This window comes from Cellulomonas sp. HZM (assembly GCF_000708885.1).
Lineage (GTDB): Bacteria > Actinomycetota > Actinomycetes > Actinomycetales > Cellulomonadaceae > Cellulomonas.
Genome location: NZ_JEOE01000052.1, coordinates 1 through 13636 on the forward strand (window position 1 = coordinate 1; position 13636 = coordinate 13636).

General features: G+C 73.2%; 10 protein-coding genes. 4 read left to right on the plus strand and 6 right to left on the minus strand.

All coding sequences use genetic code 11. The annotated features are described in order from the left end of the window. The first annotated feature begins 68 nt into the window (after window positions 1–68). The gene (locus tag AW16_RS0115915) at window positions 69–518 is read left to right on the plus strand and encodes a hypothetical protein (protein WP_029292003.1); all 450 of its coding nucleotides are present in this window, start codon (window positions 69–71) and stop codon (window positions 516–518) included. A gap of 73 nt (window positions 519–591) precedes the next feature. Here the strand turns inward: AW16_RS0115915 and AW16_RS0115920 are convergent, their stop codons facing one another. The 4 genes from AW16_RS0115920 to AW16_RS17855 form a co-directional block, all read right to left on the minus strand. After that, the gene (locus AW16_RS0115920; protein WP_029292004.1) at window positions 592–3534 is read right to left on the minus strand and encodes an FAD-binding and (Fe-S)-binding domain-containing protein; all 2943 of its coding nucleotides are present in this window, start codon (window positions 3532–3534) and stop codon (window positions 592–594) included. Between the two features lie 78 nt (window positions 3535–3612). Continuing rightward, the gene (locus AW16_RS0115925; RefSeq protein WP_029292006.1) at window positions 3613–4041 is read right to left on the minus strand and encodes a VOC family protein; all 429 of its coding nucleotides are present in this window, start codon (window positions 4039–4041) and stop codon (window positions 3613–3615) included. Further along, the gene (locus AW16_RS0115930) at window positions 4038–4469 is read right to left on the minus strand and encodes an OsmC family peroxiredoxin (protein WP_029292007.1); all 432 of its coding nucleotides are present in this window, start codon (window positions 4467–4469) and stop codon (window positions 4038–4040) included. The genes AW16_RS0115925 and AW16_RS0115930 overlap by 4 nt, the downstream gene beginning before the upstream one ends. 103 nt (window positions 4470–4572) lie before the next feature. Next, complete coding sequence (locus tag AW16_RS17855) at window positions 4573–5979, minus strand: D-alanyl-D-alanine carboxypeptidase family protein (RefSeq protein WP_156044217.1); 1407 nt, start codon at window positions 5977–5979, stop codon at window positions 4573–4575. 132 nt (window positions 5980–6111) lie between these two features. Here AW16_RS17855 and AW16_RS0115950 point away from each other — a divergent pair, with 132 nt between their 5' ends. Beyond that, window positions 6112–6342, plus strand: coding sequence for a hypothetical protein (locus AW16_RS0115950; RefSeq protein ID WP_029292011.1), 231 nt, complete (start codon window positions 6112–6114; stop codon window positions 6340–6342). 113 nt (window positions 6343–6455) lie between these two features. Here AW16_RS0115950 and AW16_RS0115960 read toward each other — a convergent pair whose 3' ends face one another. Next, window positions 6456–8177 carry an FAD-dependent oxidoreductase gene (locus tag AW16_RS0115960; RefSeq protein WP_029292013.1) on the minus strand — a complete coding sequence of 574 codons (1722 nt, stop codon included), beginning with the start codon at window positions 8175–8177 and terminating at the stop codon, window positions 6456–6458. Between the two features lie 211 nt (window positions 8178–8388). Here AW16_RS0115960 and AW16_RS0115965 point away from each other — a divergent pair, with 211 nt between their 5' ends. Both AW16_RS0115965 and AW16_RS0115970 read left to right on the plus strand, forming a co-directional pair. Beyond that, a complete protein-coding gene (locus tag AW16_RS0115965; protein ID WP_051682020.1) occupies window positions 8389–12285 on the plus strand; it encodes a S8 family serine peptidase in 3897 nt (1298 codons plus the stop codon). A gap of 131 nt (window positions 12286–12416) precedes the next feature. Continuing rightward, the gene (locus AW16_RS0115970; protein ID WP_156044218.1) at window positions 12417–12890 is read left to right on the plus strand and encodes a DUF3806 domain-containing protein; all 474 of its coding nucleotides are present in this window, start codon (window positions 12417–12419) and stop codon (window positions 12888–12890) included. 78 nt (window positions 12891–12968) lie between these two features. On the opposite strand, the gene AW16_RS0115975 is transcribed toward AW16_RS0115970, so the two are convergent. Further along, complete coding sequence (locus AW16_RS0115975; RefSeq protein WP_029292018.1) at window positions 12969–13388, minus strand: RidA family protein; 420 nt, start codon at window positions 13386–13388, stop codon at window positions 12969–12971. Between the last annotated feature and the right edge of the window lie 248 nt (window positions 13389–13636).

Consider the following 13636-nt stretch of genomic DNA (forward strand, 5'->3'; position numbering starts at 1 on the left):
ACCCCGCTCCCCGTCCCCCTCCGGATGGCGCCCGGGCGGGTGTCGGTGGTCGGGGGTAGAACGGCAGCGTGACCAGATGGGTGGACGTGCGCGACGAGGTGCCCGAGCTCGCCGCGGCCGTCGAGGCGCTGTTCGCGTCGGGGACCAACAAGACGATGGCGTCGCTGCGTGCCGACGGCTCGCCGCGGATCAGCGGCACCGAGCTCGAGATCGGCGACGACGTGACGCTCGGGATGATGCCGCGCTCGCGCAAGCTCGCCGACGTGGAGCGGGACGCCCGCGTCGCGATCCACTCGCCCACGCTCGAGCCACCAGCCGAGCCGACGCAGTGGGCCGGCGAGGCGAAGCTGGCCGGCAGGCTCGTGCCGATCGAGCACACCGGCGACGGTCCGCCGGGGAGCTACTTCGCGCTCGACGTGGGCGAGGTGGTGCTGACGCGGATCGCCTCGAGCGGCGACCGCCTGGTCGTCGAGCAGTGGCACCCCGGGCGCGGGTACGAACGCATCGAGCGCGAGTAGCGGCCGAGCAGCACGGTCCGCGGCTCCGGACGCGTGCGGAGCGCCGGACGGGCGCCTGGCGACGGAGCGGCTCTCAGGCGACGACGCGGCTCGCGAGCAGCTCGGCGAGGTGCACGCCCTCGACGCCCGCGAGCTGGTCGGCCTGCGTGCGGCACGAGAACCCGTCAGCGAGGTACAGGTCCCCCGGTGCAGCTGCGCGCAGCGCCGGGAGCAGGCTGTTCTCGGCGACGGCCACCGACACGTCGTAGTGGCCCTTCTCCATGCCGAAGTTCCCCGCGAGGCCGCAGCAGCCGGCGAGCGCCGAGAACGACGCGCCGGCCTTGGTGAGCAGCTCACGGTCGGCGTCCCACGTCATGACCGAGTAGTGGTGGCAGTGCGGCTGCACGACGGCCGTCACGTCGGACAGGTCCGGCACCTGCCACCGGTCGCCCGGGCCGACGGGCGCGGGCGCGGTGAGCAGCTCCGCGAGCGTGCGGGTCTCGCGCGCGACGGCCGCGGCACGCGGGTCGTCGGGCAGCAGGTCGATCAGGTCGCTGCGCAGCACCGCGGTGCACGACGGCTCGAGGCCGACGATCGGGATGCCGTTGACCGCGAACGGCCCGAGCACCTCGAGCAGGTGCTCGAGCTGGTGACGCGCACCCTCGAGCTGGCCCGTGCTGATCCACGTCAGGCCGCAGCACGCCTGGTGGTCCGGGACCAGCACCTCGTAGCCGGCGTCGCGCAGCACGGTCACGGCGGCGCGCGCGACGGACGGCGAGAGCGCGTCGGAGAACGAGTCGGTCCACAGCAGCACCGGCGGGCGCAGGGCCTTCGCCGCCGACGAGTCGCCCGCGATCGCCTCGCTCGTCGTCGGCGCCGCCGCATGCTCGTCGGCCCGCCCGGTCACCGTCACCTGCCCGGCGCCGCCGCGCCGCACCCAGGCTCGGAACGGCTCGGGGGCGAACGTCACCATCGAGCGCCGGGTGTCCATCCCGCCGCCCGCGAGCACGGCGCGAGCGATCGGCCGGACCCCGAGCACCGCGTTGGTCACGCGCGCGAGCAGCGACGACGACGTCACGAGCCGTGCCCAGCGGGGCAGCCAGCCGAGCGCGTAGTGGTTCACAGGCCGCAGCCGACGGCGATATGTACGGTGCAGCACCTCGGACTTGTACTGAGCCATGTCGACGCCCGCAGGGCAGTCCGACGAGCACGCCTTGCAGCTCAGGCACAGGTCGAGCGCGTCGTGCACCTCGGGCGACGACCACCCGCGCGAGACCAACGACCCGTTCGCCATCTCCTGCAGCACGCGCGCACGCCCACGCGTGGAGTCCTTCTCGTCCTTCGTCGCCTGGTACGACGGGCACATGAAGCCGCCCGCGGCGGAGTTGTCGGCGCGGCACTTGCCCACGCCGACGCAGCGGTGCACCGCGGTGGTGAGGTCCCCGGCGTCGTGCGCGAACGAGAAGCCGGTGGTCGCGAGCAGCGGCTTCGCAGCGGGCCGGCGCAGGTCGGCGTCGAGCGGGCGCGGCCGCACGAGGACGCCGGGGTTGAGCAGGTCGCGCGGGTCGAGCAGGTTCTTGAACGCCTCGAACAGGCCGATCGCGCGCGGCGAGTACATGACGGGCAGCAGCTCGGAACGCGCGCGGCCGTCGCCGTGCTCGCCGGACAACGAGCCACCGTGCGACGCGACGAGGTGCGCGGCGTCGGTCATGAACGCGCGCAGCGGGTCGCCCGAGCGCTCGAGCGGGATGTCGAGCCGCACGTGCAGGCAGCCGTCGCCGAAGTGCCCGAACACGAGGCCGTCCACACGGTGCGACGTCATGAGCGCCTCGAGGTCGCGCAGGTACTGCCCGAGCCGCTCGGGCGGGACGGCGGAGTCCTCGAAGCCGGGCCACGCCTGCTCGCGTGCGGGCGTGCGGCCACCGAGGCCTGCGCCGTCCTCGCGGATGCGCCACATCGCGGACGCCTGCGGGCCGGGCGGGAACAGTCCCACCGCGTCGGTCGCGGCGTCCGCGGCGAGGGCGTGCGCGGCGGCCATCGCCTCGTCGAGCGTCGCTCCCCCGACCTCGACGAACAGCCACCCCGCACCCGCGGGCAGCGGCGGCACGGCCGAGGCGCCGCGGACCCGCCGCACCACGTCGACCAGCCGAGCGTCCATGCTCTCGATCGCGATCGGCCGGTGCGCGAGCAGCGTCGGCACCACGTCGGCGGCGCTCGGCATGTCCGGGTAGCCGAGCACGACGAGCACGGGCGTCGACGGGATCGGCACGAGGTCGACCGTCGCGCCGAGCCAGGTGCCCACGGTCCCCTCGGTGCCGACGAGCGCCTTGGCGAGGTCGGTGCCGTTCTCGGGCAGCAGGTGCTCGAGCGAGTAGCCCGACACCTGGCGCCGGAACCGGCCCAGCTCGGTGCGGATGACGTCGAGGTTCCCGCGGACCAGCTCCGCGAGGCCGGGCACGGCGTCGAGCGAGCCGCGTCCCGCGGTGAACCGGCGGCCGGTGCCGTCGACCACGTCGAGCTCGCGCACGTTGTCCGCCGTGCGTCCGTACGCCACCGCGCGCGGGCCGCACGCGTTGTTGCCGATCATCCCGCCGAGCGTCGCGCGGCTCTGCGTCGACGGGTCGGGACCGAAGCGCAGACCGTGCGGGGCCGCCGCCTTCTGCAGCGCGCCCATGACGACGCCCGGCTCGACGCGGGCGGTGCGCGCCTCGGGGTCGATCTCGAGGATCCGGTTGACGTGGCGCGACAGGTCGAGCACCACGCCCGTGCCCACCGCGTTGCCCGCGACCGACGTCCCCCCACCCCGCGGCGTCACGGGTACTCCGGCCTCGCGGGCGACCGCGAGCGCCGCGAGCACGTCGTCGGTGTCCCGCGGGAACACGACCACCTGCGGCACGACGCGGTAGTTCGATGCGTCGGTCGAGTACTCGGCGCGGCGGCGCGAGCCGTCGTCGACGACACCGCGCACGGAGGAGCGCAACGCCGCCACGACGTCGGTGCGCACCTCGTCTGCCAGGTCGTCCGTCACGGCTGCCACGAGGGCATCCTCGCACCCGGCGCGCGCGGCGCCGGGTGCGGGGCCGACCGGTGGACGCGGGACGACGGATCGGCCGGGTCAGCCCTCCCGCGGAGCCCCCGCGATGTTCATGAGCCACTGCGTCCCGAACCTGTCGGTGGCCATCCCGAACACGTCGCCCCACGGTGCGGGCTCGAGCGGCTGCGGTACCTGACCGCCCTCGACGAGCTTCTCCCAGTACCCGCGTAGCTCCGCCTCGTCCTCGTGCGGGCCCGAGAGCGACACCGTGATCGACGAGCCCGGGGAGTACTCCATGTGCGACGGGGTGTCCGCCGCCATGATCGTGAAACCGGCCGGTGTCTCGAGCTGCGAGTGCATGACGAGGTCCTTCTCGGACTCGTCGACCGACATGCCGAAGTCGCCGAAGGTGCTGATCGTCGGCTCGCCGCCGAAGACCGACGCGTAGAACGTGATCGCCTCGCGGGCCTGGTCCTTGAAGTTGATGTACGGGTTGAGCGTGGACATCAGGAGACCTCCAGCGTGATCTCGGTCCCCGTCAGCGCCTTGCTCACGGGGCAGGTGGCCTTCGCGGCCTCGGCGGCCTGACGGAAGCCGTCGGCGTCGAGGCCGTCGACCTCGCCGCTGACCTTGAGCGTGATCCCCGAGATGCGGAAGCCGCCCGCGGGGTCGGGGCGCAGCGTGACGTCGGCCGAGACGTCGAGCGAGCGCGGCGTGCCGCCCGCCTCGCCGAGCAGGGCCGACAGCTGCATGGCGTAGCACGACGAGTGCGCGGCGGCGATGAGCTCCTCGGGGCTCGTCGTGCCGCCGGCGTCGTCGGCCGCGCGCTTGGGGAACGAGACGTCGAACGTGCCGGCGCCCGAGCTGGCGAGCGACACCTGGCCGCTGCCGTCGGTCAGTCCGCCGGTCCAGGAGGTGCGAGCAGAACGCGTGGGCATGACAGCTCCGTCCGTGAGGGGGTCACGGCGGCCGACGACCGCCGCAGCCCACGCTAGGCACGACCACCGACACGCGCACCCGCGCGAGCGGGGACGACGGGCGTCAGCCCACGTACTCCCAGTGCCACGGCTCGAGCTTCGTCGTCTCCGCCCACGACGGGTGGTGCCAGCCGTACTGCGCGGCGTGCGCCTTCATCCACGCGTACTGGCGCGTGCCGAACGTCTGGATGCCCGCGCCGAGGTCCACCGCGACGCCGGTGCCGTGGTTGGACGTCCCGGGCGTGGCGCACAGGCTGCCCTTGGTCGCACGGCACGCGACCTGGCCCGCGTACGACCGGTACGAGTCGGAGATCGTCAGGTGCGTCCCGAACGCCGCGTGGTACGCCGCGTCGAGCTTCTCGAGGTCCTGGGCGGCGTCGCAGCGCAGGAGCGCGGAGGTGTCGAAGGACGGGGCGCACAGCGCGCTCGCGGGGATGCGGCCGTTGGCGTACCCCAGCAGCGAGGCCTTCCAGGCGGCGCGCTGCGCGGCGGCCTTCTCCTGAGCGGCCTCCTTGGCGGCCACCTTCTTCGCCGCGGCTTCCTTGGCCTCGGCGGTGTCCTCGACGACCTCGCTCAGCTCGACGACCTCGCTCACGGCATCGCGCAGCGCGAGGGTGTCGTCGTCCTCCGCACCCGTCACGGCGGGCACCTCGACGTCGTCCGCGTGGTCGACGGTCGTGACCTCGTCGTCCGCGGACGACGAGGCTCCGAGCGACGGGACGTCGGCGCTCTCGGCGGCCGACGTGAGCGGCCCGTCCGCGGTCGTGGGGGCGGTGACCGCGGGCGCGGGCTGGGCGGACGCGGGGTCGAGCGCGCCGGAGGTCAGGCCGTCCGGCAGGTCGGGGGCGGCGACGCCGTCGCCCTGGCTGTCGTCCGGGACGCTCGTGGGGGTGTCCGAGGGCGCGGAGGACGCCTCGGAGGCGGGCGCGTCGGACGCGGTCGACGAGGGCGTCGGGGTCGTCGCGGCGTCGGAGCCGGTGCTCGACGGCTCGTCGGCCGGCGTGCCTGCCGGGTCGTCCGACGCACTGCCCGACGCACGGTCCGACGAGCGCGAGGCCGCACCCGACGACCGCCGCTCGACCGACTGCTCGGTGCGCATCTGCGTCACGAGCCTCTTGAGCTTGGCCCGCGCCTTGTCGAGCTTCGCGAGCCTCGCGTCGTCGACCTTGGTCGCCTCGCCCGAGGTCTGCGCCGCGTCGGCGGCGGCGAGCGCGTCGTCGGCCGCCGCGATGACCGCGGTGCGGGCGAGCGCGGTCTTCGAGCTCGCCTCGGCCTGGTCGCGCGCCGCCCACCCGTCGGCGGAACGCGCGCCGGAGGCTGCGCTCGCGCCGGGCGCCGAGGCGCCGACGAGACCGCCGTCGACCGTGCGCGCGACGGCGGCGGTCGCGGTCATCCCGGCGGCGAGCACGGCGACGAGTGCGCCCTTGGTCAGGCGCACGCCCAGTCGCTCGGCGGCAGTTCTGTCACTCATCCGCGACAGGGTAAGCAGACCTGGTCGGTGGTCCAACTCGGACGAAAGGCCTGATCAGGGCATACGTGACCGTGATCTGAGACACATGCGTGACGCACAGGACCGGGGACGGCGGGCCATTACGCTTCCCCCGTGCTCAACGATCTCGACGACCTCTACGACATCGCCCGGCTCGCCGAGCGGCTCGGCGTCGAGAACTCCACCGTGCGCGTCTGGCTGTCTCGCAAGGTGTCCTGGCTGCCCCAGCCGGACGGTCGCCTCAACGGTGGCGCGGTGTGGCGTGCGACCACCCTCGACGGCATCGAGCAGCGTCGCGTGAAGGGTCGCCCGGGCCCCAAGCCGCGGCAGACGACGAACGCCTGACCTGCACGCACGCGCGTCGGGGTGGCCGATGCCGAGCGCCCGACGACGGGCGCCGGCCGCCGCTGGTCGACGCGCCCGCGACGCCCCGCGCGACCGCCCGGTTCGGGGACGGATCAGTCGTCGGACCCCCGCCGCACGGGCGTGATCCGCAGCGCCCCTGGCGCCCACGCGGGTACCGCCGGACGTGCCGGGCGGACGGGCGCGAGCCGCACGTACGGCTCCCCCGCGAGGGGTCGTGGGTCGGGCCCGCCGCGGTTCGGCCACAGCGCGAACGCGCGCTCCGCCTGCGCCGTGATCGTGAGCGAAGGATTCACCCCCGGATTCGCCGAGACGGCCGATCCGTCGACCACGTGCAGCCCCGGGTAGCCGTGCACGCGGTGGTACGGGTCGACGACGCCGTCAGCCGCAGACGACGAGATCGCGCAGCCCCCGATGAAGTGCGCCGTCATCGGGACGTCGACCACCTCGCCGAGGCTGCTCGCCGCGAAGCCGCCCAGGTGCGCAGCCATCCGCTCGTACGCGTGGTGCGCCTGCGGGATCCACGTGGGGTTGGGCGTGCCCTCGTCGGCCGAGGACGTCAGCCGCACCCGCCCGCGCCACGTGCGCCGCGGCCGCACGGTGATCGACGCGTCCCCGGTCTGCATCACCAGGCCGATCACGGTGCGCCGCGACCACGACCGCAGCCCGAGCAGCAGCGACGCGACCTTCCCGGGGTGCCGCAGCACCCGGCCGAGCCAGCGCAACGGGCGCGGGACCCGCCCGCCGCCCGGCGTCAGCACCGTCCCGAGCAGGCCCATGAGGTTCGACCCGTGCCCGTACCGCACGGGTTCCAGGTGCGTGCGCTCGTCGAGCCACACCGAGGACGTGATCGCGACGCCGCGGCTCACGTCGGGCCGCGTGCGGTGCCCGCGCCAGCGCATCGCCGCGCCGCCCAGGGACTCGCTGTTGGTGCGGGTGACGTGGCCCAGGCGGTCGGAGAGGTCGGGCAGCACGCCGGTGGCTCGCATCCGGTGCAGCAGGTCCTGCGTGCCCCAGGTGCCGGCGGCGAGGACGACCTGGTGCGTGCGGACCGTCCGGCGGGCGCGGCCGGACGTCGACCGGGTCTCGACGAGCCAGCCGTCGCCGTCGGGGCGGACCGCGGTGACCGTCGTGTCCGGCACGATCCGCACGCCCGCGCGCTCGGCGAGGTACAGGTAGTTCGTCTCGAGCGTGTTCTTCGCGCCGTGCCGGCAGCCCGTCATGCACTCGCCGCACTGCAGGCAGCCTCGACGGTCCGGGCCGGCCCCGCCGAAGAACGGGTCGGGCACGTGGGCGCCGGGCTCGACGCGGTCGTCGGCCCCGAACACCACGCCCACGGGCGCGAGGCGGAACGAGTCGTCCACGCCCAGGTCGCGCGCCGCGGCGAGCACCACGTCGTCGGCCGGGGTCTGCGTCGGGTTGTCGACGACACCGAGCATGCGCGTGGCCTGGTCGTAGTGCGGCGCGAGCTCGGCACGCCAGTCGGTGATGCCGGCCCAGTGCGGGTCGTCCCAGAACTCGTCGGCCTCGGGGCGGTAGAGCGTGTTGGCGTAGACGAGCGAGCCGCCGCCCACGCCCGCCCCGGCGAGCACGACGACGTCGGGCAGCACGTGGATGCGCTGGATCCCGCGGCACCCCAGCCGCGGCGCCCACAGGAACCTGCGCACGTCCCAGCTGGTGCGGGGCAGGGTCTCAGGCGTGAACCGCCGGCCGGCCTCCACGACGAGGACGCGGTACCCCTTCTCCGCGAGCCGCAGCGCCGCGACGGACCCGCCGAACCCGGACCCGACGACCACGACGTCGACGTCGACCGACACATCCGCTCCGCTCGCCTCGTCGCTCCGGGAGGAACATGATGCACCCGGGGCGATCCGCCGAGGTTCCCCCGTGCCGCGAGCAAGCCGTCACGAACGCGAAACATGTCCGTTCTTCCGGAACGTGCTACCACCAAGTAACGTTCGCCTGGCGCGCGCGTGACCCCGGTCACAGCGCGCGCACCAGCTCCGCCAACGAACCAGGGGAATGCGCATGGCACGTCGTCCCGTCCTCGCCTCCGTCACCGCCGCCTCGGTGGTCCTCGCCTCGGCACTCGTCGCCGGGCCCGCGTCCGCCGCCTCGTCGCCACCGGACACGCCGACGAACCATCGACTCTCACCCGCCCTGCGGGCCCAGGCAGCCAAGGACGCGACGAAGGTGCGCGACCTGCTCGGTGCGAGCGGCAACGTCACCGCGTTCGTGCAGCTCAAGGCTCCGGCAGGCGTCACCGTGTCGAAGGCGACCGGTGGCGACAAGGCCGACGTCAAGGCCAACGCGAAGAAGACGCAGGCTCTCGCCGAGGACGTCGTTCCGACGAGGCTCACGGCCTCGAACGCCGACAGCACCGCGGTCAAGCGCGTCGGCACGATCAGCAACCTCGTCGCCGCGACGATCGTCACCGGTGACGCCGCCAAGGTGCGTGCGCTCGCGTCGAGCCCCGACGTCGTGGCGATCTACCGCGTCGCGCGCAAGACGATCGAGAACGCGAACACCGTCGAGTTCACCAAGGCGCTCGAGACGTGGAAGGAGACCGGGAACACCGGCTACGGCGTCCGCGTCGGCGTCATCGACACCGGCCTCGACTACACGCACGCCGACTTCGGCGGCCCCGGCACGCCGGCCGCCTACCAGCAGGCGTACGGCACCGACGGCAGCGGCCCCATCCCGGCCGGGCTGTTCGACCGCACCAAGTTCATCGGCGGGTACGACTTCGCTGGGCCGCTGTACAACGCGGACCCCGACTCGGACGACTACAACCCGGTCCCGACCCCGGACGCCAACCCGATCGACTCGCTGTACACGTCGGACAACTCCGGCCACGGCACGCACGTCGCCGGCACCGCGGCGGGCTACGGCGTGGACGCCGACGGCCACACGTTCGCGGGCGACTACTCGAAGCTGACCTCGGTCGCGGGCTGGGACGTGGGCCCCGGCGCCGCACCCGAGGCGCAGCTCTACTCGCTCAAGGTGTTCGGTGACATCGGCGGCTCGACCGACCTCACCGCGCTCGCGCTCGACCGCGCGGCCGACCCGAACAACGACGGCGACTTCTCCGACCGCCTCGACGTGGTCAACCTGTCGCTCGGCTCGGACGGCTCGCCGGCCGACGACCCCGACAACATCGTCATCGACAAGCTGAGCGCGCTCGGCACGGTCGTCGCGATCGCGTCCGGCAACGCGGGCGACATCACCGACATCGGTGGCGGCCCCGGCAACGCGGCCAGCGCGCTGACGGTCGCGAACTCCGTGGCCAAGCCGGTGCTCGACGCGGTCGAGGTCACCGCGGCGCCGGGTCACCCGAGCCTCGTGGGGCAGAAGCTGCCCGCGCAGAACTCGATCAGCTACACCGGCACCAGCGACGTGACGGCCCAGGTGGGCTACGTCGGAGCCACCTTCGACGGCTGCACGGCGTTCACACCGGACCAGGCAGCGAAGGTCGCCGGCAAGATCGCGTACCTGTGGTGGGACGACAACGACGGCACGCGTGCCTGCGGGTCGGCGGCCCGGTTCAACAACGCGACCGCGGCCGGCGCCGTCGGCGTCCTGCTGCCGACGACCGTCCCGGTCTTCACCGCGGGCATCGCCGGCAACGCCGCCATCCCCGGCGCGCAGCTGACCAAGCAGTCCACGGACACGCTGGCCGACGAGATCAAGGCCGGCACGCTGTCGCTCCACATCGGCCCCGGTCTCGCCATGCAGGCCTCCCAGGAGGGTGCGGGCGACCTGCTCAACGCGAGCTCGTCGCGCGGTGTGCACGGCTCGCTCGGCATCGCCAAGCCCGACGTGGCGGCTCCCGGCACGGGCATCAGCTCGGCCGCGTCCGGCACGGGTGACCACCCGCAGATCCTGTCCGGCACCTCGATGGCCACGCCTCACGTGGCCGGCATCGCGGCGCTCGTCGTGCGCGCCCACCCGGCGTGGACCAGCTCGCAGGTCAAGGCCGCGATCATGAACACCGCGACCCACGACGTCACCACCGGGCCCGGCGGCACCGGCCTGAAGTACGGCCCGCAGCGGGTCGGCTCCGGCCGCGTCGACGCGCTCGCCGCGGTGGACGCCAAGGTCATCGCGTACAACAAGGCGAAGCCCGCGCTGACCTCGGTGACGTTCGGTGTCGTGCCGGTCAAGGCCGCGACCGTCGTGCAGAAGCAGGTCGTGACGGTGAAGAACTTCGACTCGAAGAACACGAAGACCTTCGCCACGTCGGTCACGCTCGCCACCAAGGCCGGCGGCGCGACGATCACGGCCTCGCCCGCGTCGATCACGGTCCCCGCCGGCGGCACCGCCGACGTCACCGTGACACTGACGGCCAACCCGTCGACGCTCAAGCGGGACATCGACCCGACGTCGGCGGTCGAGGACGGCGTGACCGGCCTGCCGCGCGAGTACGTCGCCGAGGTCGCCGGTCGCCTGGTGCTCAAGCCCGCCACGGGCACCGAGCTCCGCGTGCCGGTCCAGGCTGCGCCGAAGCTGGTCAGCGAGCTCACCGCGAAGTCGCCGGTGTTCACGTCGTCCTCGTCGGTCGCGGACCTCCCGGTCACGGGCCGCGGCGTCACGACGGGCGGGTTCGACTCGTTCAGCTCGCCGCTCATCCTGGCGGCGACGTCGCCGAAGCTGCCCGTCGACCCGGCGCTGCACACCTCGCAGTCGGCGGTCGCGTCGGGCGACATCACGTACGTCGGGTGGTCGTCGACCGTGCCGTTCGTCGCGGCGATCAACGACCCGGTGCACGTCCCGGCCGCGGGCTTCAACAAGCTCGAGGTCGGCGTCGCGGTCAAGGGCAGCTGGGCCTCGCTGGGCCGGGCCGTCACGCCGTACATCGACATCGACCTGAACGGCGACAAGAAGGCCGACCTCGAGACGATCGTGACGAAGCTGTCCCCGGACAGCGACCTGACGGTGGCCGAGACGTACGACCTGCGGATCGCCGACCCGACCAAGCAGCTCGTCGGCATCGAGCTCGTCAACGAGGAGGCCGGTGACGTCGACTCGGTGGCGTTCGACAACAGCGTGTTCGTGGCGCCGATCAACCTCGCGGACGTCGGCATCACGTCGGGCATGAAGCCCACGCTGACGGTCGGCACGGCGTCGCCCTACGCGGCGGCCGACGACGGCGTGATCGACGAGGTCGCACCGTTCACGGTCAACCCGTTCGCGCCGCCGCTGTGGTTCGAGACCGACGACCTCGCCAACGTCTTCACCGACGGCGACACCCCGATCGCGGTGCACCGTGCCGCGGGCGTGACGTCCGGCAAGATCCTCGTCCTCACCCCGCAGAACGCGGACCCGACGACGCGTGCTCAGGTCGTGGACGTCAAGACGTCCTCGTCCACCAAGCTCGCGCTGAGCTCGACGAAGGTGAAGTACGGCACGGCCGTGAAGGCGACGGCCACCGTCAAGGGCGCGGTCGCACCCGCCGGCAAGGTCGAGTTCCGTGAAGGCAGCAAGGTGCTCGCCACCGCCACGGTCAAGGTCAGCGGCACGACGGGCACCGCCACGGCGACGCTCCCGAAGACGCTGTCCGTCGGCAAGCACACGCTGACGGCCGCGTACCTCGGCGGCACGTCGGTCGCACCGTCGTCGGCCACGGCCGCCCTGACCGTCGCGAAGGCCACGCCGACGCTGTCGGTCAGCACCAAGAGCTGGACGGTGAAGAAGAACAGCAAGCCGGTGCTCAAGGTGCAGGTCAAGGGAGCATCTGGTGCCGCGACGCCGACCGGCAAGGTCGTCGTCAAGGTCGGCTCCACCACGATCACCACGTCGCTCAAGAGCGGCAAGGCGACCGTGACGCTGCCGAAGGCGAAGAAGTCGGCGACCGTGACCGTCACCTACAAGGGCGACAGCCACTACGCGTCGTCGGCCACGAGCCACAAGCTCAAGGTGAAGTGACCCGCTGAGCGGGGCCGAGGGCCGCGTCGACCACCCGGTCGGCGCGGCCCTCGTGCGTCCGGACCACGCGTTCGAGCGAATCCGCGACGATTCGGGTCAAGAGCCGCATCCCGAAGGCCGATGTGCAGGTCATGGAGCTGCTGCCCTCGCCGCACGAGCCGCGCGACGACACGCTCCAGCACCACGTGCAGCCCCTCAACGCGGCCGAGCACGTGTGGGTCGCGCAGCACCGCTCGCTCGTCGCGGAGCTGTGCGACGGCGACGTCGACGAGTGGACCGTCGGGCACCTGTTCGACAGGGTGCACGCCACGTGGGTCGCGTCCGACGAGCGCCCCGACCCGGCCCCGCTCGTGCACGCGTTCGGCGTCGCGCTGGGTGACCTCGTGGTGCGGGAGGTGCCGACGCTGTCGTGGGCGTCGTGCGGCGAGGCCGACGACGTGCACCTCGCGCTGTCCGCCCCCGGCACGAGCGTCGTGCTGTTCCCCATCGAGTCTGTCGACGCGCACTGGGGCGAGGCCGGCGATCGCTGGTTCACGCTGCACGTGCGGGCTGTGGTCGCGGAGGCGAGCCGCCGGTTGACACGGGCCGCGGGCGCGGGGTCCTGAACGCCGTCGAGCCCGCGGGCGTCTCGTCGCGTCGTCCGAGTCCCCGTGCCGGGCGGCACGTGCCGGGCCGGCGCAGGGTCAGCTCGTGGGGAGCGGACGGATCGCGACGGCCTCCACCTCGACGAGCTGGTCGTCGTAGCCGAGCACGGTGACACCCAGCAGTGTGCTGGGCACCTCGTGCTCGCCGAACGCTGCGTGCACGACATCCCAGGCGGTCCCGAGGTCGGACCGCCGGGACGAGGCGACGTAGACGGTCGTCTTGACGACATCGGTCAGCCGCGCGCCGGCGGCCTCCAGTGCGATGACCAGGTTGGCCATCACCTGGCGCGCCTGGCCCGCGACGTCGCCGACGGCGACGGTGCTGCCGTCGGCATCGAGCGGGCAGGCGCCGGCGGTGAAGACGAGCTCGCCCGGCCCTGCCACGGCCGCGTAGGCGTACGGAGCCTTCGGCGTCAGCCGCTCTGGTCGGATGAGGGCGATCGTGGACTCGTGAGGCATGCGCCCATGATCCACGCCTCGGCGGCACGGGGCATGGGGCCGAGGCGCGGCAGGTCGGCTGGGTCCGGGCGGTTCCTGTGATGTGGCGTCCCGCGCGGTCGTCGAGCCGTCCACAGCACGCGGTTTTCGCCGACCTGTCCACAGGGGTATTTGTGCTGGTCAGGTGCCATTTTGGGGTTGACCCGGGGTGTCCGGTTCGGGTAGATTCATACGCATGTTCGAAGTCCCTGGATCGCCTCGTGAGGGCG